Annotated in this window: 19 protein-coding genes; 9 read left to right on the top strand and 10 right to left on the bottom strand. The window is 71.8% G+C overall.

What is annotated here, in order from left to right:
- Positions 1-25: 25 nt before the first annotated feature.
- Positions 26-391 carry a DivIVA domain-containing protein gene (locus ACFQW8_RS12705; RefSeq protein ID WP_380087876.1) on the bottom strand — a complete coding sequence of 122 codons (366 nt, stop codon included), beginning with the start codon at positions 389-391 and terminating at the stop codon, positions 26-28.
- Positions 392-696: 305 nt separating this feature from the next.
- Here ACFQW8_RS12705 and ACFQW8_RS12700 point away from each other — a divergent pair, with 305 nt between their 5' ends.
- The 5 genes from ACFQW8_RS12700 to ACFQW8_RS12680 are packed head-to-tail and all read left to right on the top strand — an operon-like array spanning position 697 to position 5811.
- Complete coding sequence (locus ACFQW8_RS12700; RefSeq protein ID WP_380087874.1) at positions 697-1674, top strand: hypothetical protein; 978 nt, start codon at positions 697-699, stop codon at positions 1672-1674.
- Positions 1671-2315: a DUF4129 domain-containing protein gene (locus tag ACFQW8_RS12695; RefSeq protein WP_380087872.1), complete on the top strand. Its 645-nt coding sequence runs from the start codon at positions 1671-1673 to the stop codon at positions 2313-2315. Before ACFQW8_RS12700 ends, ACFQW8_RS12695 begins: the two co-directional genes overlap by 4 nt.
- The gene (locus tag ACFQW8_RS12690) at positions 2312-3508 is read left to right on the top strand and encodes a DUF4350 domain-containing protein (RefSeq protein WP_380087871.1); all 1197 of its coding nucleotides are present in this window, start codon (positions 2312-2314) and stop codon (positions 3506-3508) included. The genes ACFQW8_RS12695 and ACFQW8_RS12690 overlap by 4 nt, the downstream gene beginning before the upstream one ends.
- Positions 3505-4503: an AAA family ATPase gene (locus tag ACFQW8_RS12685; RefSeq protein WP_380087869.1), complete on the top strand. Its 999-nt coding sequence runs from the start codon at positions 3505-3507 to the stop codon at positions 4501-4503. The genes ACFQW8_RS12690 and ACFQW8_RS12685 overlap by 4 nt, the downstream gene beginning before the upstream one ends.
- A 15-nt stretch (positions 4504-4518) precedes the next feature.
- Positions 4519-5811, top strand: a complete 1293-nt coding sequence (locus ACFQW8_RS12680) for a DUF58 domain-containing protein (protein ID WP_380087867.1) — start codon at positions 4519-4521, stop codon at positions 5809-5811.
- Between the two features lie 2 nt (positions 5812-5813).
- On the opposite strand, the gene ACFQW8_RS12675 is transcribed toward ACFQW8_RS12680, so the two are convergent.
- Positions 5814-6635, bottom strand: a complete 822-nt coding sequence (locus tag ACFQW8_RS12675) for an RDD family protein (protein ID WP_380087865.1) — start codon at positions 6633-6635, stop codon at positions 5814-5816.
- Between the two features lie 58 nt (positions 6636-6693).
- Here ACFQW8_RS12675 and ACFQW8_RS12670 point away from each other — a divergent pair, with 58 nt between their 5' ends.
- Entirely contained in the window at positions 6694-7689 is a 996-nt protein-coding gene (locus ACFQW8_RS12670) for a stage II sporulation protein M (RefSeq protein WP_380087863.1), read from the top strand.
- 6 nt (positions 7690-7695) lie between these two features.
- Here ACFQW8_RS12670 and ACFQW8_RS12665 read toward each other — a convergent pair whose 3' ends face one another.
- From ACFQW8_RS12665 to ACFQW8_RS12640, 6 genes are read right to left on the bottom strand one after another with little or no spacing between them, the layout of a single operon-like run.
- Positions 7696-8796, bottom strand: coding sequence for an adenosine deaminase (locus tag ACFQW8_RS12665; RefSeq protein WP_380087862.1), 1101 nt, complete (start codon positions 8794-8796; stop codon positions 7696-7698).
- Complete coding sequence (locus ACFQW8_RS12660; RefSeq protein ID WP_380087860.1) at positions 8796-10085, bottom strand: thymidine phosphorylase; 1290 nt, start codon at positions 10083-10085, stop codon at positions 8796-8798. Before ACFQW8_RS12660 ends, ACFQW8_RS12665 begins: the two co-directional genes overlap by 1 nt.
- 30 nt (positions 10086-10115) lie before the next feature.
- Positions 10116-10511, bottom strand: coding sequence for a cytidine deaminase (locus ACFQW8_RS12655; protein WP_380087859.1), 396 nt, complete (start codon positions 10509-10511; stop codon positions 10116-10118).
- Positions 10508-11740, bottom strand: coding sequence for an amidohydrolase (locus ACFQW8_RS12650; protein WP_380087857.1), 1233 nt, complete (start codon positions 11738-11740; stop codon positions 10508-10510). Before ACFQW8_RS12650 ends, ACFQW8_RS12655 begins: the two co-directional genes overlap by 4 nt.
- A 42-nt stretch (positions 11741-11782) precedes the next feature.
- Complete coding sequence (locus tag ACFQW8_RS12645) at positions 11783-12328, bottom strand: GbsR/MarR family transcriptional regulator (protein ID WP_380087855.1); 546 nt, start codon at positions 12326-12328, stop codon at positions 11783-11785.
- 48 nt (positions 12329-12376) lie between these two features.
- Positions 12377-13456 carry a mannose-1-phosphate guanylyltransferase gene (locus ACFQW8_RS12640; RefSeq protein WP_380087853.1) on the bottom strand — a complete coding sequence of 360 codons (1080 nt, stop codon included), beginning with the start codon at positions 13454-13456 and terminating at the stop codon, positions 12377-12379.
- A 39-nt stretch (positions 13457-13495) separates the two neighbouring features.
- Between ACFQW8_RS12640 and manA the strand changes: the two genes are divergently transcribed.
- From manA to ACFQW8_RS12625, 3 genes are all read left to right on the top strand, one after another.
- Entirely contained in the window at positions 13496-14680 is a 1185-nt protein-coding gene (gene manA / locus ACFQW8_RS12635; RefSeq protein WP_380087851.1) for a mannose-6-phosphate isomerase, class I, read from the top strand.
- 73 nt (positions 14681-14753) lie between these two features.
- The gene (locus ACFQW8_RS12630) at positions 14754-15920 is read left to right on the top strand and encodes a glycosyltransferase family 4 protein (RefSeq protein WP_380087849.1); all 1167 of its coding nucleotides are present in this window, start codon (positions 14754-14756) and stop codon (positions 15918-15920) included.
- 26 nt (positions 15921-15946) lie between these two features.
- The gene (locus ACFQW8_RS12625) at positions 15947-17308 is read left to right on the top strand and encodes a D-alanyl-D-alanine carboxypeptidase family protein (protein ID WP_380087847.1); all 1362 of its coding nucleotides are present in this window, start codon (positions 15947-15949) and stop codon (positions 17306-17308) included.
- A 29-nt stretch (positions 17309-17337) separates the two neighbouring features.
- Here the strand turns inward: ACFQW8_RS12625 and ACFQW8_RS12620 are convergent, their stop codons facing one another.
- Both ACFQW8_RS12620 and rfbA read right to left on the bottom strand, forming a co-directional pair.
- Complete coding sequence (locus tag ACFQW8_RS12620) at positions 17338-17931, bottom strand: dTDP-4-dehydrorhamnose 3,5-epimerase family protein (RefSeq protein WP_380087845.1); 594 nt, start codon at positions 17929-17931, stop codon at positions 17338-17340.
- Positions 17931-18809, bottom strand: coding sequence for a glucose-1-phosphate thymidylyltransferase RfbA (gene rfbA, locus ACFQW8_RS12615; protein WP_380087844.1), 879 nt, complete (start codon positions 18807-18809; stop codon positions 17931-17933). Before rfbA ends, ACFQW8_RS12620 begins: the two co-directional genes overlap by 1 nt.
- Between the last annotated feature and the right edge of the window lie 35 nt (positions 18810-18844).

Below are 18844 nucleotides of genomic sequence, written 5' to 3'. Positions count from 1 at the left end.
CGGGGGTTTGCGGCGCGGGACGAGATCAGTCTCCGCGAAGGAGCCGGACCAGCCGGGCGCCCAGTGCCGGGCGCTCCCTGCCAGCGGTGACAGGCGGCGGCTGCGAGGTCACGGGCGCGTCCGTGGGTGCGCCCGCGCCGGTGGCCTGACGGACCACCTCGTCCAGGAAGGCGTCGACCTCGCCATACTCATAACCTCGTCGCATCGACGTCGTCGGGAGCTTCGCGTTGCTCGCGATGGCCGCCACGTCCGTGCCCGACGCGCCACCCTGCACCGCGCGCACCAGCTCGTCGAGGAGCTGGTCGGTCGCGACCTCGTCGTATCCCCCTCGCAGCTGGGTCGTCCCGAACGCAGCACTGCGGATGGTCTCGGCGAGCGTGGCAGGGTCCATCGGACAAGCCTAGATCCGTGGCACGGCGACGTCGTCGCTCGGTTAGGGTCAAGACCAGTCACTGCCACGGGGAGAAGCGCATGAGCGAGCAGGGTTGGACCGCACCCGGCGGGGATGCCGGCCGACAGGATCCGCCGTCTCCGCCGCCGAGTCCGCCAGCCCCATCGGCCCCACCGGCGAGGTACGTCCCGACCCCACCGGCCTGGGCCCAGCCGGCACCGGGCGCCTGGCAGCAGCCCCAGAACCCACAGCACCCACAGCATGCGCAACCCCAGCACGTCCCGCCGTACCAGCAGCGCCCGCCGATGGACTTCCGGCCGGGCATCATCCCGCTGCGACCGTTGACGATGAACGACCTCTTCGGTGGCGTCTTCCGTGCCGTCCGCGGCAACGTCGCCGCCACGGTGGGCCTCGCCGCGCTGACCTCGCTGATCTTCCTTGTGCCGTTCACCGCACTCGGCGCCTGGGTGTCGAGCAACGAGGAGTCGGTCTCGCTCGAGGAGTCGGTCACGAGCGACACCGCCGGGCTCGTGGGCTCTCTCGGCTCGCTCGTCCCGTCGATCGGCTCGTGGTTCTCGACCATCCTGCTGGCGGGGTTCCTCGCCTACGTCATCGGCCAGGCCGTCCTCGGACGCAAGGTGAGCGCAGCAGAGACATGGCGCGGGACGAGCCGCCGCATCGGCGCCCTCATCGGTGCGACCCTGCTCACCTCGGCGATCTTCATCGGCACCATGGCGGCCATCGTCGCCATACCGATCATCCTCCTCGTCGCGGGAGGGACGGCCGGCAACGACGGCACCGTCGTGGCCGGGGTCGGCCTGCTCGTCCTCGCCGTCCTGCTCGCCATCGTCGCGACGCTCTTCCTGTGGACCCGGCTCGCGTTCGTCACACCCGCCGTCGTCCTCGAGAACCTCGGGATCACCCAGGCGTTCGCCCGCTCGTGGAGGCTGAGCGGCGGCAGCGTGTTCTGGCGCCTGCTCGGCATCCGGGTCCTGGCAGCCATCGCCATCGGCGTCGTCGGCTCGCTCATCACCGCCCCGCTCGCCATCCTCGGCGCGGCCCTGGCCTTCACCGGCATCCCCCTCGACCAGATGTACGTCTGGCAGGCCGTCATCACCGGCCTCAGTGGCGTCGTCGCCGGCGCCATCACGACCCCCGTCACCGCCGGGATCGACGCCCTCCTCTATGTCGACCACCGCATCCGGCGCGAAGGGCTCGACGTCCACCTCATCCAGACCGCGCAGGGCACGGCCGCAGCACCGTGGTCACGTGCCGAGGCATGACGCCTCGACTCGCGCACCTCGACACGCCTCCCCTCGACCCGTCACGGAGCGAGGGCCGTCGGCTTCTCGAGGACGAGCTCGCCAAACCTCGGTATGCCGTGGAGCCGAGTCTCTGGGACCGCTTCCGCGACTGGTTGCTCGGTCTCTTCGACAGCACCGGCCCCGGGCTGCCCTCTTGGGTCTTCGGCTTCGTCGTCGTCCTGGCCCTGGTCGTCCTCGTCCTCGTCGTCGTCCTGTTCCTCCGACCGGAGGCTCGGGCCCGCCGCTCGGGAACCGACCGCGGAGTCCTCGATGAGCGCGGAGTCGACGCAACGGCATACCGGGCCCGTGCGCAGAGCGCTGTGCTGGAACGGGACTGGGACACGGTCGTCCTCGACGGTTATCGCGCCATCGTCGCCTCCGGGGTGGAGCGCACCATCCTCGACGAGCTGCCGGGACGCACCGCGCGAGAGGCGTCGCTCGAGCTGTCGAGGGCGTTCGCCGGCGAGGGCGAGGCCCTCAGTGCGAGTGCGCACTGCTTCGACGCGGTGCGCTACGGCCACGACTCCGCCACCGAGGACGAGGCCCGTGCGGTGCTCGCTCTCGATGAGCGGCTGGGTCGTGCCCGCCCCGGGCTGGCGCCCGCTGGAGCCAGGCCGTGAACGCCGTGGACGCGGTGCCCCGGTGGCGTCGCGCGGGACTGTGGGCGCTCGTCGTCGCCGTGGGCGTGGGCGCACTCGCCGCCATCGCCATCGCGACCACGCCCCCGGGTGACGCGATGGAGCCCGAGGGAGTCGGCCCGGCAGGCGGGGCAGCGCTCGTCGCCGTCCTCGAGCAGAACGGTGTCGACGTCGAGACGGCGACCTCCGTCGAGGACGTCACGACAGCGCTCCGCGAGCGCGATGACGACACGAGCGTCGTCATCGCCAACACGTCCAACCTGGGCACCGCGGCAGCCGCGACCCTGCGACGGGAGTCGCGCGAGGTCGACCGGATCGTCGTGCTCTCCCCGTCGACCGCCCAGCTGCGAGCGCTGGGAGCCGACGCGACCGCCCTGCCCGTCGGGGCGGCCATCCAGGTCGAGAGCCGCTGTGACATCGGCACCGTCGACGAGGGCGACTCCCTCGTCGGCATCGACACCCGCTACGAGCCCGGCAGCGTCCTCACCGGGGCCGAGGTCTGCTTCCCGCTCACGCTCCAGGCGCAGGACGGGGACGAGAGCGGTGAGGGCGAGCACGGCGCCGGTCTCCTCCAGCTGCCGCCGACCGCGGAACACCCGCCGATGACCATCGTGGGGAGCACCACGGGGTTCGCCAACGGGGCGATCACCGATGAGGACAACGCCGCCATCGCGTTGCGGCTCATGGGTGCCTCGTCCCGGCTCGTCTGGTACCAACCCGACGTCGCGGACCTCGTCGACGGCGCCGGCGCCGACGACGGCTCCCTCCTGCCACGGTGGCTCATGCCGACGCTCGCGCTCGGCTCGGTGGCCCTCATCCTGCTGTCCGTGGTGCGGGGCCGTCGGCTGGGGCGACTCGTGCGCGAGCCGTTGCCCGTCGTCGTGCGCGCCGTCGAGACCACCGAGAGCCGCGGCCGGCTCTATCGCCGGGCCCAGGACCGGCCGCGGGCCGCCATCGTCCTGCGAATCGCCACCCTGGACCGGCTCCGCGCGCGGCTCGGCCTGCGTCGCGGCGACTCCGTCGAGACCGTCGCCCGCGCCATCTCCGCCGCCACCGGCCGCCCCGTGCGCGAGGTGCTCGACCTCGTCGCCGGCCCCCACCCCACCGATGACGCCGCGCTCGTGCGGCTCGCCCAGGACCTGTCCGACCTCGAGGAGAAGGCTCACCGCCCATGACCGAGAACACCACCGCCCGCCAGCCCGCCGCGCGTCAGGCCGCCGCTCCGGAGGCACGTGACGCCCTGCTGCGGGTGCGCACCGAGGTCGCCAAGGCCGTCGTCGGGCAGGACGCCGCCGTCACCGGCCTGCTCGTCGCCCTGCTGTGCCGTGGCCACATCCTGCTCGAGGGCGTGCCGGGCGTGGCCAAGACCCTCCTCGTCCGCTCGCTGTCGCAGGCGCTGGACGTGCAGACCAAGCGGGTGCAGTTCACGCCCGACCTCATGCCGGGCGACCTCACCGGCTCGCTCGTCTTCGACTCGCGCACGAGCGACTTCACCTTCCGTCAGGGGCCGGTCTTCACCAACATCCTGTTGGCGGACGAGATCAACCGCACGCCTCCCAAGACGCAGTCGGCCCTCCTCGAGGCGATGGAGGAGCGGCAGGTCAGTGTCGACGGCCACCCGCACCCGCTGGCGCCGCCGTTCATGGTGGCCGCGACCCAGAACCCGGTCGAGTACGAAGGCACCTATCCCCTGCCCGAGGCGCAGCTCGACCGCTTCCTCCTCAAGGTGACGCTGCCGCTGCCGCCCCGCGCCGACGAGGTCGCGGTGCTCCGCCGCCACGCCGACGGGTTCGACCCGCGTGACCTCGGTGCAGCCGGCCTCGGCGCCGTCGCCTCCGCCGCCGATCTCGAAGCCGGGGCCGACGCGGTGCGGCAGGTGGAGGTCAGTGACGACATCGCGGCATACGTCGTCGACATCGCCCGCGCGACGCGCACCTCCCCGTCGCTCTCCCTCGGCGTGAGCCCTCGTGGGGCCACCGCCCTCATGTCCACGGCGCGGGCCTGGGCCTGGCTCAACGGTCGGGGTTACGTCACGCCCGACGACGTCAAGGCGTTGGCGCACGCGACCCTGGCCCACCGGCTCTCGCTGCGACCCGAGGCCGAGCTCGAGGGCGTCGACGTGTCCGCCGTCCTCGACAGCGCCCTTGGCTCCGTCCCCGTCCCTCGCTGACCCTCGCCGACCCCCATGGCTCTCACCTCCCGGGCTCTCTGGCTCGTCCTCCTCGGCATCGTCCCGGTGGTGCTGCGGCCCACCGCGTCGACGGTGTGGCTGTGGCTGCTGCTGTGCGCCGTGGTCATCGCCGTGGACGTGATCCTCGCGCCGTCACCGCGCTCGATGAAGCTCGACCGATCGGCGCCGACCACCGTGCGGCTCGGGGAGTCGGTGAGCACGTCACTGCTCGTCACGAACCCCGGGTCGCGCACGGCCCGCGGCCTGCTGCGTGACGCCTGGCCGCCCTCGGCTGGGGCCGAGCTGACGCGCCACCCCCTCCGCCTGCCCGGGGGTGAACGCGCACGCTTCACCACCACCCTCACACCGACGCGACGTGGCGACCGCGACGCGGACCGGGTCACCCTGCGCCTGCGGGGACCGCTCGGGCTGGGCGCTCGTCAGTCCTCGGTCGACGTGCCCGGAAGGCTCCGGGTGCTCCATCCGTTCCCGTCACGCAGGCACATCCCCAGTCGACTCGCAGTGCTCCGACAGCTCGACGGCCGCGCGGCGATGCGGACCCGTGGCCAGGGGACGGAGTTCGACTCCCTGCGCGACTACGTCGAGGGCGACGACGTGCGCTCCATCGACTGGCGGGCGACAGCCCGACGCCGCGACCTGGTCGTGCGCACCTGGCAGCCCGAACAGCACCGCCGCATCATCATCGTGATCGACACGTCCCGCACGAGCGCCGGACGCATCGGCGACGCCCCGCGGCTCGACTCGGGCATGGACGCCGCGCTCTTCCTCACGGCCATCGCCGGTCACGCACGCGACCGAGTCCACGTGATCGCCGGCGACCGGGTCGTGCGCGCCCACGTCTCGGGACACGACCGGGTCGGCGTCCTCCACGACGCGATCTCAGAGCTCGCGCCCGTGGACGCCCAGCTCATCGAGGCCGACTGGCGGCTGCTCGCGACCGAGGTGACCCGGGTCGGCACCCAGCGGGCGCTGGTCGTGCTCATCACACCCCTGGAGTCGTCCGCGCTGGAGGAGGGACTCCTCCCGGTGCTGCCCGCCCTGGCCTCACGGCACCGCGTCGTCATCGCCTCGGTCGCCGACCCCGCCGTCGAGGCGTTGCGTCGTGGGCGGGACACCGCGACGGACGTGTATGCCGCCGCGGCGGCCGAGCGCACCGTGGGCCTGCGTGCCCGGACGGCCGGGGCCTTCCGGTCCCTCGGGGTGGAGGTGCTCGACGAGACCCCCGACAGGCTGCCGCTGGCCCTGGTGGACCACTACCTCGCGCTCAAGCGTCAGGGGCTCCTCTGACCTCAGCCGAGCGGGTCGGGCGGGAGCAGTCGCTGGGCCCTCGCGCCGTCGGCGAGCATGCGGTCGAGGTCCCGGCGACGCCGCTCCGCGAGGACCGCTCGCAGGATCCACTCCGGATGCACGCCGGGGGGTGGTGGGGGTGACACGTGGCGCAGCACCTGGGCGCAGAGGTCGTCGCCGAGGTGCTGACGCGATGCAGGCGTGAGGGCCCCGGTGCGGGTGAGGAACTGGCGCACAGCGATCGAGAGCGACGCCGACATCGGGCCGATGTCGGTCGCGCGGACCCAGTGCTCCAGCGCAGGCGGTGCCTCGGGAGGTGCGGTCAGCTCCAGCTTGTGGCGCAACGACATGACGTAGGTGCCGGCTGCCATGTCGCCCAGGCGCTTGGCCCGCGGGTGGACCACGGCGGCGATGATCGCGGGGGCGCCCTGCAGGAGATAGAACTCGACAAAGCCGACGAGGTGACGAATCACGCTGTGACGCAGCGTGATCGGTCCACCATCGTCACGCACGGTGCACAGGCCTAGGGCATACTTGCCGGGACTGCGACCGCGCGTCAGGGTCTCGAAGACGGCCGGCAGGATCACGGTCAGACCCACCATGAGGACGATCGCTGCAGCCGTGCCCACGGCGTCCGACATCAGTCCGACGAGCGAGCCGGCGACGAAGAACGCGCCGACCGCCAGCACGAACGTGATGACGAGGTCGATGAGGCGAGCAGCCACCCGGCTGAGCACGCCCGCCACGGGGACCTCGACCGAGACGCCCTCGCCGGTGACGAGGTCCTCACCCGCGTAGGTGCGATATCCCCCGTCCACGCTCATGCCGTCGAGAGTACTTGTGCCGAGTCCGGTGCGTGCCGGTGACGCATAGAGTGGCGACGTGGACCTCGACGCCTACATCGCCACCCACGTGGGTCAGTGGCGCCGCCTGGAGGAGCTGGTCGGTCGGCGGCGACTCTCGGGGGCCGAGTCCGACGAGCTCCTCGATCTCTACCAGCGGGTGTCGACGCACCTGTCGGTCGTGCGCTCGGCCAGCCCGGACCCCTCGCTCGTGAGCTATCTGTCCACGCTCCTGGCGCGCGCCCGGCACACCGCGACCGGGTCCCGGACCACGTCGTGGGGGGACGCGGGCCGCTTCTTCACCCAGACCTTCCCGGCCGCGCTCTACCGGACGCGACGCTGGTGGCTCGCCACGACGATCGCCAGCGTGCTGCTGGCCGTGGTCGTCGGCGCGTGGGCCGTGCGACACCCGGAGGTCTTCACCCAGCAGATGACACCCGCCGAGATCGAGGCCTATGTCGGGACGGACTTCGAGAACTACTACTCCGAGTACCCCCACCACGAGTTCGCGACCCTGGTGTGGACCAACAACGCCTGGGTGGCGGCGCAGTGCATCGCCCTCGGCGTGCTCGGCCTGCCCGTCCTCTACATCCTCGCGCAGAACGTCATCGGCGTCGGGATCGCCGGCGCACTCATGGTGAGCCACGACCGGGGATCGCTCTTCTTCGGGCTGATCCTCCCCCACGGCCTGCTCGAGCTGACGGCCGTCTTCGTCGCTGCGGCGGTGGGTCTGCGGCTCTTCTGGTCGTGGATCGAGCCGGGCTCCCGCAGCCGGCTCGACTCCTTCGCCGCCGAGGGCCGAACCGCCGCGGCCATCGCCCTCGGCCTCGTCGTCGTGCTCTTCGTCAGTGGCGGCATCGAGGGGTTCGTGACGCCGTCAGGTCTGCCGACCTGGGCTCGCATCCTCATCGGCGTGGTGGCAGAGGCGCTCTTCTTCGCCTACGTGTTCGTCGTGGGTGGGCGAGCCGCGCGGGCCGGGGTCACCGGCGACGTCGCCGAGAGCGACCAGCCGGCCGCGGCTCCCGTCGCAGCCTGAGCGGCCTCAGGTCGCCGCGGACAACGCGGCATACCCCGGCTTGACGACCCGCTCGATGATCGCCAGCCGCTCGTCGAACGGGATGAACGCCGACTTCATGGCGTTGATCGTGGCCCAGCGCAGGTCGTCGAGCGTCCAGCCGGCCTCGTCGACGAGCTGCTGCATCTCGCGGGACATCGACGTGCCCGACATGAGCCGGTTGTCGGTGTTGATCGTGACCCGGAACCGCAGGTCCTTGAGCATCGTGATCGGGTGGGCGGCAATGGATTCGGCTGCACCCGTCTGCAGGTTGGACGTCGGCGCCATCTCGAGCGGGATCCGGGTGTCCCGCACGTATGCCGAGAGGAGCCCGAGCGTGTGCGTGTCGCCTTCGGTGGTGATGTCGTCGACGATGCGCACCCCGTGACCGAGACGGTCGGCGCCGCACCACTGGATCGCCTCCCAGATGCTCGGCAGCCCGAAGGCCTCGCCCGCGTGGATCGTGAAGTGGGCGTTCTCACGGCGGAGGTACTCGAAGGCCGACAGGTGGCGGCTCGGAGGGAACCCGGCCTCGGCGCCCGCGATGTCGAAGCCCCCGACGCCCTCGTCGCGGTAGCGCACCGCCAGCTCGGCGATCTCGTCGCTCATGGCGGCGTGCCGCATGGCGGTGAGCAGGGAGACCATGCGGATGGGCGTGCCGGCGGCTGCCGCCTCGGCCTCACCTTCGCGCAAGCCCTCGAGGACGGCCTCGACGACCTCGGTGAGGGCCAGACCCTTCTCGACGTGCAGCTCGGGGGCGAAGCGTGACTCGGCATAGACCACCCCGTCCGCGGCGAGGTCCACGGCGCACTCGCGCGCCACCCGACGCAGCTGGTCAGGGGTCTGCATCACGGCAACGGTGTGGCTGAAGGTCTCGAGGTAGCGCACGAGCGACCCAGAGTCGGCACTGTCGCGGAACCAGCGTCCCAGCGCGTCCGCCTCGGTGGCGGGCAGCGCGTCGTAGCCGGACTCGGCTGCGAGGTCGATGATGGTCTGCGGCCGCAGGCCACCGTCGAGGTGGTCGTGCAGCAACGCCTTGGGTGCGCGCTTGACGATGTCGGCGGAGACGACCGGGGCGGAGGTGCTCATCAGGAGATCCTGTCGATGACGAGTGGGAGCAGGTCGGGACGGGACCCCTCGGGCGCGATGGTGAAGCCGCCCTCGAGGGCCTCCTTGGCCCGCTCGAACTTCTCGGGGGTGTCGGTGTGGAGGGTCATGAGCCTCTCGCCGCCACGCACCGACCCGCCCGGCTTGTGGTGCAGCTCGATGCCTGCGCCGGCCTGCACCGGATCCTCCTTGCGTGCGCGACCCGCGCCGAGTCGCCACGCGGCGACCCCCACGGCATACGCGTCGAGCTGCGTGAGCACACCGTCGGCCGGCACGAGGATGTCCTCGGAGTGCGTGGCGACCGGCAGCTCGGCGTCCGGGTCGCCGCCCTGGGCGGAGATCATCCGGCGCCAGACGTCCATGGCGCGACCGTCCTTGAGCGCAGCGCCCACGTCGTCACCGTCGCGACCGGCGGCCTGCAGCATCTCCTGAGCCAGTGCCACCGTCAGCTCGACGACATCCTCGGGCCCGCCACCGGCGAGCACCTCGACCGACTCGCGGACCTCAAGCGCGTTGCCGGCGGTCAGCCCCAGTGGCGTCTGCATGTTGGTGAGCAGCGCGACCGTCCTGACGCCTGCGTCGGTGCCGAGCTCGACCATGGTGCGGGCGAGCTCGGTCGCGTCCTCGCGGTTCTTCATGAACGCGCCGGAGCCGACCTTGACGTCGAGCACGAGCGCGCCGGTGCCCTCGGCGATCTTCTTGCTCATGATCGAGCTGGCGATGAGCGGGATGGCCTCGACCGTGCCGGTGACGTCGCGCAGGGCATAGAGCTTCTTGTCGGCGGGTGCCAGGCCGGAGCCGGCAGCGCAGATGACGGCGCCGACCTCGTCGAGCTGCCTGAGCATCGCCTCGTTGGAGAGGTCGGGCTTCCAGCCGGCGATCGACTCGAGCTTGTCGAGCGTGCCGCCGGTGTGGCCGAGACCGCGACCGGAGAGCTGGGGAACGGCCACGCCGAAGACGGCGACGAGGGGCGCCAGGGGCAGGGTGATCTTGTCGCCGACGCCACCGGTGGAGTGCTTGTCGGCGGTCGGGCGGGACAGCGACGAGAAGTCCATCCGCTCGCCGCTCGCGATCATCGCGGCGGTCCAGGTGGCGATCTCACGGCGGTTCATCCCGTTGAGCAGCACCGCCATCGCAAGGGCGCTCATCTGCTCGTCGGCCACCACACCGCGGGTGTAGGCGTCGATGACCCAGCTGATCTGTCCGTCGGTCAGCTCACGGTGCTCGCGCTTCGTGGTGATGACGTCGACGGCGTCGAAACTCTCGCTCATGGCGTCATCATGTCACCCGCCACGAGCCCCTCAGATCTGGCTGAGGTTCTCCGGACCGAAGGCCTGCGGCAGGATCTGCTCCATGGTGCGGACGCCCTCGGGCGTCATGACGAGGCACCCGGCGCCGCCGTTCTCCCACAGCAGCTGGCGGCAGCGACCGCAGGCCATGAGTGCCTCTCCCCGCCCGTCCACGCAGTAGACGGCGACGAGCAGACCGCCGCCGGTGGCGTGCAGCTCGGAGACCATGCCGCACTCGGCGCAGAGGGCCACGCCGTAGGCGGCGTTCTCGACGTTGCAGCCGGCCACGATGCGGCCGTCGTCGGTGAGCCCGGCGACGCCGACGCGGTAGTTCGAGTAGGGCGCGTACGAGTGGGTCGTCATCTCGATCGCCCTGTCGCGCAATGCATCCCAGTCGACGTCGCTCATGCGCCTGCCTGCTCCTCGAGGTGACCGAGGGCGAGCGTGTCGCCACCGGCCTTGACGGTGTGGGCCACGACGACCGTGGCGAGCAGCCGCGCGCCGCAACCGATGGCGTCCTCGTCGATGACGACGTCACCCTGGTGCAGGTCGTAGGTGCGCCCACCCGGGGTGCGCGTGCCCAGGCGCGCCATGGCGCCGGGGGCGTGCGAGAGGTACCACGAGTAGTCCTCACCGCCGAGCGACTGGACGGTCGGTGCCATCTGGAGCCCCGAGCCGAGGCAGGCGAACCGCAGCGCGTCGATCGCGTCCGCCTGGTTGACGACCGGCGGCACACCCTTGATCCGCTCGAGGGTGGCCGTGACGCCATAGGGGGCGACGACCGCCTGCACGATCTCGTCGAGCAGGGGTCCCACGGTGAGCCACGCGTTCGCGTCGAGCATGCGCAGGGTCCCGCTGCACTCGCCCGTGCTCGGGATGACGTTGCTCGCCGTCCCCGAACGCACCACTCCCCAGACCAGTGCCGCCCCCGCGCGGGGGTCGAGCCGACGGGACAGTGCGGCCGGGACGTCGGTGACGACCTTGGCGAGCGCATAGGTGAGGTCCTCGGTCAGCTGCGGACGCGACGTGTGACCGCCCCGACCGGTGAGGCTGACCCGGATGTGGTCGCACGCGGCGGTGATCGGTCCCTCGCGCAGCCCGACCTGCCCGACGTCGAGCGAAGGGTCGCAGTGGATGGCGAAGATCGCGTCGACCCCCTCCATGACGCCCTCGGCGATGGCCTCGTGGGCGCCGCCGGGGATGACCTCCTCGGCCGCCTGGAAGATCGCGCGCACGCCGGTGCCCCGCTCGAGCAGCACCTCCTCGTGCTCCTTGAGCGCCAGCACCGCACCGAGGAGAGCACTGACGTGGACGTCATGGCCACACGCGTGCGCCACCCCGTCGGTCGTCGAGGCGAAGGGGAGGTCGGTCTGCTCCTGCACCGGCAGCGCATCCATGTCCGCACGCAGGGCGACCCGGTATGCCGCCTGCTCGGCTCCGAGGTCGGCAACCAGTCCCGTGCCGCCCAAGCGGCGGACGCGCACGCCGGCCTGCTGCAGCCGTCTGGCGACGATGTCGGTCGTCCGCGTCTCGCGTCGCGCCAGCTCGGGGTGGGCGTGGAGGTCACGGCGGATCGCGATGAGCTCTGGGATTGCCGACGCGACGCTGGCGCCGAGCGTGGTGAGGGTGTCAGTCATGAGGACCCCCATGCTACTTGGGGGTGGCGCGTGCGCCCGACCTCATCTCGTGCGCCTGTGGGCGTCCCATCGCTCGAGGATGCCGCCCATCTCCGCTGAGACGAACTCGAGGAACTCCCGCGACAGCTGGAGCCGCCCCCCGGCACTGCTCTCGGCACCGAGGTGGTCGACGCCCTCGGCGAGCGCAGCCACGATGGGCGCATGGACCTGGTCGGTGCTCACGAGCGCGCCGTGCCAGGCGTCGTCCAGGACGACGAAGACGTCTTTCCGGCCCCCGCGCTCGCGCTCACGACGGAGCAGCCCGACGTGGCCGAGGTGGCGCACCGCTCCCGACACCGCCGCCGCGCTCACGGAGAGCTCCCGGGCCAGCTCGGCCGCCGTCATCCGCCCGTCGTCGTCGACGAGGAGCGCGGCGAAGACCCGTGACGGCATGGGTGGGAACCCGGCGCCCGAGAGGGCTGCACCGAGCCGCTCGACGACCGCGTGCGACTCCTCACGGCTCACCCCCGGACCTCCGTCGCCAGCCCTGCGGGCGGCGGCACGTCCACGGTCACGGGAGGCGGACACGGACGGCGAGCGGGACGGCATACCCGAGTTTAGAGGTATTCACGCTTTTGTGAACGTTGTGTGCTCTCGCTACGTGAGGTCGGTGCGGCCCAGCGCCCTGAGCTGCTCGACGACCTGCTTGACGTCCTGGGCCCGGCCCCGGGTCGTCACGAGCACCGCGTCGCCGGAGTCGATGACGACGACGTCCTCGAGCCCCACGACGACGATCGGGCGGCCGCCACGCGGTGACACCAGCCCGGTGGAGTCGACGGAGTGGACCAGCGCAGGGTCACCGAGGACGCGCGGACCCAGCTCGGGCTCGGGCAGGAGTGACGCGAGGCTCGAGAAGTCACCGATGTCGTCCCACGCGAAGTCGCCCGGGACGACGGCGACCACGCCGATGTCGGCCGCAGGCTCCGCGACGGCGTGGTCGATGGCGATCTTCTCGAGCGTCGGCCAGATCTCCTCGAGCCGCCCCGGGTCGGCGGCGATGGCTCGCACACCGTCGGCCAGCTGGGGGTGCCAACGGTGCAGCAGGTCGAGCAGGCTCGCTGCGCGGACGACGAACATCCCTGCGTTCCAACGGAACTCACCCGTGGACAAGTAGGCCGCGGCGCGGCCGGAGTCCGGTTTCTCGACGAACTGGCGCACTCGCCGGGCCGTCGCCACCCCCGGGATCGGGGCCCCCATCTGGATGTAGCCGAAGCCCGTCGAGGGATGCGTGGGCTCGATGCCGATGGTGACGACCAAACCCGTGCGGGCGACCTCCACGGCCTCGGCGACACAGGCGTGGAAGGCCGCACTGTCGGGGATGACGTGGTCCGCGGCGAAGGAGCCGATGACCGCCTCCGGGTCCATGGCCTCGACCACGGCGGCGGCCAGACCGATCGCCGCCATCGAGTCGCGCGGTGCCGGCTCGGCCAGCACCTGCTCGGCCCGGAGGTCGGGCAGCTGGTCGCGCACCACCCTCGCGTGGGCGGCCCCGGTGACGACGACGACCCGGTCGGCTGCCAGCGGGCTGACGCGGTCGACCGTCTCCTGGAGCAGGCTGCGGCCCGAGCCGGTGAGGTCATGGAGGAACTTGGGATGACCGGCCCGCGAGAGGGGCCACAGGCGCGTCCCCGCCCCGCCGGCAGGGATGACGGCCCAGAATCCCGCAATGTCTGACATATCGGTCAGGCTAGCCATCCCGACACCTACGATGGCCCGATGGATCTGCTGGAGCCGGTGCTCTTCACCGACGCCTGGGGCTCGCACGTGTCCATCGCGAGCCTTCAGGGACGCAGCATCCCGAGCGCCGAGCCCGAGTCCGAGCTGTGGATGGGCGCCCACGAGAGCGGGCCCTGCGGCATCACCCGGGACGGTGTCGCCACCACCCTTGCCGACGTCATCCGCGCCGACCCGGCCGGTGAGCTGGGGGCCCGGTGCGCCACCGACTTCGAGGGGCGCCTCCCCTTCCTCCTCAAGGTCCTCGCTCCCGGACGTGCGATCTCCATCCAGGCACACCCCACCGCCGAGCAGGCCGGACTCGTCCGCGACCAGGACCGCGCGGCCGGCCGCGCCGACGCCACCTACGTCGACGACTGGGCCAAACCCGAGATGCTCGTCGCGATCGCCCCCTTCACCGTCTTCGTCGGCATGCGCCCTCCCGAGGAGGTCGCCTCCCTGGCCAAGCGCCTCGCCATGCCCCGGCTCACGGCCCTCGTCGAGGCGGCGAGTACCCGACCCGAGCCCTGCCACGCCCTCCTCGCCGCCATCCTCGCCACCCCCGCGAGCGAGCACACCGGCTTCGCCCGCGAGCTCGTCGCCGCCTGCGTGCGCGTCTCGGCCAGCCCCGACGACGAGGGGCACCAGTGCGCGGCGATCGCCACGGTCGCCGAGGACCACCCGGACGACATCGGCCTGGCCGTGCTGCTGCTCATGTACCACCGGGTCCTCGAACCGGGCGACTACATCGACGTGCCGGCGGGGGTCCTGCACTCCTACGTCAGTGGACTCGGCATCGAGGTGCTGGCCAACTCCGACAACGTCGTGCGGGCCGGACTGACCGCCAAGGAGCTCAACGTCCCCGAGCTCCTGCGCATCGTCGACCCGGGCGCCGACGGCAGGGTCGGTCACGCCGAGCCCGACCCGGAACTGCCGGCGACCGAGCGCTTCCCCAGCGAGTCCGACCGCTTCGCCCTGCGCCGCCTGCACTCCCCCGACCAGGTCGCGATCCCGGGTGACGGCACTCCCCGCATCGTCTTCTGCCTCCACGGCGACGTCACCCTCACCAGCTCGGAGGCGACGCTCGCGCTGGGACCGGTGCGGGCGGCATACCTGTCAGCGAGGGACCACGACGTCACGGTGACGGGGAGCGGCGAGGTCTTCCTCGTCACGTTGCCGGGCGTCTGACGTTCACGTCGTGCTCACCTGACACACCTCCAGAGGCTGCTCACGCACCACCCGCCCCCGGGACCGTGGACGCATGCGGGTTGCCATGGTGACGGAGTCCTTCCTCCCCACGCTCAACGGGGTGACGACGAGCGTGTGCCGCGTGGCCCATTCGCTGCGCGCGCTCGGTCATGAGGCACTCATCATCGCGCCGGGTCCGGCTCCGACGTCGTTCGAGGGATTCCGCGTCCGCGGGCTGCCGTCGATCAACGTGCGCCAGTTCCCCACAGGAGTGCCGACGCCGGCCCTGCGCCGAGCTCTCGAGGACTTCGCCCCGGACGTCATCCACGCCGCCTCGCCGTTCATCCTCGGCGCCCGCGCCCTCCAGCTCGCCGACCTCACTGGCACGCCCGCCGTCGCGATCTACCAGACCGACATGCCCAGCTATCTCAGCCAGCACGGTCCCGGCCGCCTCGGCGCGGGCGCTGCGAACGCCGCCTGGCGATGGATCCGCCGCATGCACGCCCACGCCGACCTCACGCTCGCACCGTCGAGGTCGACCCTGGCCGAGCTCCGCTCGCACGGGGTGCCACGCACCGACCTCTGGGCGCGCGGCGTCGACACAAGCCTGTTCTCACCGCGGTGGCGCACCGACGCGGGAACGCTCGAGCTGCGCCGGGCGCTCGCACCGAGCGGTGAGGTGCTCCTCGGCTACGTCGGTCGGCTCGCCCCCGAGAAGGAGCTGTGGCGTCTCACTGAGGTCGCACAGGTCCCCGGCACCCGGCTCGTCATCGTCGGGGACGGCCCGAACCGGGCCCAGGTCGGAGCCCAGCTCACCGAAGCGGTGGCATCCATGCCGGGCCGTCCGAACCGCTCACCGATCTTCCTCGGACGCCAGTCCGGTGACGACCTTGCCCGCTCGTATGCCGCCCTGGACGTCTTCGTGCACACGGGCACCCGCGAGACCTTCGGCCAGACGCTCCAGGAGGCGGCGGCGTTCGGTCTGCCCGTCGTCGCACCGGCTCGAGGGGGTCCGCTCGACCTCGTCGACCACGGCCGGACGGGCCTGCTCTTCGACCCCGACCTGCCCGGCTCGCTGCACGACCACGTCGACGCCCTTGTCGGGGACCCGCAGTGGCGCTCGAGCCTGGGCGCGGCGGCTGAGCAGGCCGTGCGCGGCCGCTCGTGGAAGAGCCTCACCGAGCAGCTCGTGGGTCACTACGGGTCCGCCCGCCTCGCCAGGTCGCTTCGCGCCGCCTGAACCGACCCGTCGCATAGGGTCGGTCGGTGGCCCCTTCCCGTGCGCTCGCGGTCACCACGACGGCCCTCGTCGCGGTGGCGCTGACGGCAGCCCCGGTCACGGCATCGGCCCTGGGTGCGCCCACCTTCGGCTCGAGCTCCAGCGCCGGAGGCAGTGCGAGCCCTAGTCCCAGTGCGAGCCCGAGCCCCAGTCCCAGTCCCACCCTGCCGCGGGTCACCGACACGCTCGACCCGGCACTCAGCATCGGCGGTCCCCGCCTCGCGCAGATGAACAGCGTCATCGTCGACACCCCTGCCGGTGTCCCCGCACCTCCAGCGGTGAGTGACGTCGCCTGGGTCATCGCCGACGCCGACACCGGTGAGATCCTCGCGGCGAAGAACCCCCACGCCCACCTGCTGCCAGCCAGCACCCTCAAGACGCTCACCGCGATCCACCTCCTCCCCCGGATCCGGCCCACCGCCGTCCTCACGGCCACCAGGGCGGAGGCCGACGCCGACGGCACCCGCGTCGGCATGGTCGCCGGGGCCACCTACACGGCCCAGCAGCTCTTCCAGGCGCTCGTCATGTCGTCCGGCAACGACGCGGCGTACGGTCTCGCCGCCCTCAACGGCGGCCTCCCCAAGACCGTGACCGAGCTGGGCGACCTCGCCGACGAGCTGGGGGCGCACGACACGGTCGTCGTCGACCCGAGTGGCCTCGACGCTCCCGGCCAGCGCAGCAGCGCCTACGACCTCGCGCTCTTCGGTCGGGCCGCGATCAGCCTGCCGGCCTACGCCAGGCTCGCGACGACCAAGACCGCGACCTTCCCCTCCGTGCCGGCGCGCACCTCTCGCGCCCGGGGCACGTTCGTCATCGGCAACCACAACCGGCTGCTCTGGAACTACCCCGGCACCATCGGTGTCAAGAACGGCTTCACCAAGGCCGCCCATCGCACCTTCATCGGCGCGGCGCGCAGGGGTGAACGGATCTACATCGTCACGGAGATGTACGGCACGGGCAGCAGCTGGCGGCCCGCCGCGTCACTCCTGGACTGGGCCTTCACCCACGGTGACGTGGCCCGCCCGGTCGGGCGCCTCGTCGAACGCGGCGAGGTTCCCGAACCGCCCGTCGCCCGCGACGACAAGCCGGCCGCTGAGGCAACACCCGAGGCGGGACCCAGCGCTGCCCGCGGGCCCGGCGCCGACGCTGCCACCAACCCGGGCACGAGCCCGGCCGCCAGCGCGGCCCCCGGCCCGGCTGCCCTCCGCCCATCCGACGCTGACGTGACCCGATCACCGGTGGCGTTGGTCGGGAGCACCGCACTGCTCGCCGTCGCCCTCGTCCTGGCGGCGGGTGCCCGTCGTGTCTCCCGGCGTCGGCGCCGAGCCTTGACGGGTCGCCACCGCTGAGGAGAGGTGACGGGGTCGGCGCACCCGGCCTACGTCCGGCCGACGTGCTCCTGCCAGCCGGCGTAGGTCGGGAGGAGCCCCGCACCCCTCGCCTCAGCAAGGGTGGGGGCGGCCTCGTCCTTGGCCGACAGGGTGACGTCCAGGCCGGTGGGGATCGACAACCCGATCTCCGGGTCCAGCGGGTGGATGCCGTGCTCCCCCGTGGGGTTGTAGGCCGCCGTGCAGAGGTACATCGCCGTCGTCCCGTCCTCCAGCGCACAGAAGGCGTGGCCCAGCCCCTCGGTGAGATAGACAGCCCGGCGTGCACTGGTGTCGAGCAGCACCTCCTCGACCCGGCCGAACGTCGGGGAACCCTCCCGGAGGTCGACGACGTAGTCGATCAGTGAGCCGGTGAGGGCGGTGACGTACTTGCCCTGCCCCGGGGGGATGTCGGCGAAGTGGATGCCTCGCACGGTCCCCCGCGACGACACGGAGACGTTGGTCTGCACGATGTCGGGCCGATGCCCGAGGTGCTCGGCGAGCAGGTCGCCCCGGAAGGACTCGAGGAAGACTCCACGGTCATCGGGGAACTGTCGTGGCGTGATGACGTATGCGCCCTCGATCCCGAGCGGTTCGATCTGCATCAGGCCCTCCTCCTGGCCTCGGCCAGGCAGGCATGGAGGTAGGCGCCGTAGCCGCTCTTGGCCAGGTCGTCGCCCAGCTGGGCGAGCTGCGTGTCGTCGATCCAGCCCGCCCGCCAGGCGATCTCCTCGACGCAGCCGATCTTGGTCCCCTGCCGCGCCTCGATGAGGTGGACGAACTGGCTGGCGTCCATGAGTCCCTCGAACGTCCCCGTGTCGAACCACGCGGTGCCCCGGGGCAGGACGGTCACGGTGAGGTCGCCGCGGCGCAGGTAGGCGTCGTTGACGCCGGTGATCTCGAGCTCGCCGCGATCGCTGGGCTTGAGCTCCCGGGCGATCTCGATGACGTCGTTGTCGTAGAAGTACAGACCGGGCACGGCAAAGCTGGACTTGGGTTCGGCGGGCTTCTCCTCGATGGAGAGCACGCGTCCGTCGTCGTCGAACTCCACCACGCCGTATGCCGTGGGCTCGCTGACGTGGTGCGCGAAGACGTGTCCGCCGGTCACGTCGGACAGGCTGCGCAGCGAGGTCCCCAGACCTGCTCCGTAGAAGATGTTGTCACCGAGCACGAGGGCGACGGGGTCGGCGCCGATGAAGTCGGCGCCGATGATGAAGGCCTGGGCGAGTCCGTCCGGACTCGGCTGCTCGGCATACGAGATCTCGATGCCCCACTCGTGCCCGTCTCCGAGCAGGCGCACGAACTGGTCGCGGTCCTGGGGGGTGGTGATGACGAGGACCTCTCGGATCCCAGCCATCATCAGGGTGGCTAGGGGGTAGTAGACCATCGGCTTGTCATAGATGGGCATGAGCTGCTTGCTGATGCCGCGGGTGATGGGATGCAGGCGCGTGCCAGAGCCCCCGGCCAGAATGATGCCCTTCATGCGCGCCACCCTAGCTCCCGCCGCTAGGCTCCCCG

This window comes from Knoellia altitudinis (genome assembly GCF_042666355.1).
In the GTDB taxonomy this organism is placed as follows: Bacteria; Actinomycetota; Actinomycetes; order Actinomycetales; family Dermatophilaceae; genus Knoellia; species Knoellia altitudinis.
Note: the sequence above shows the minus strand (reverse complement) of the source record. Positions and strands in the feature narration are given on the sequence as shown.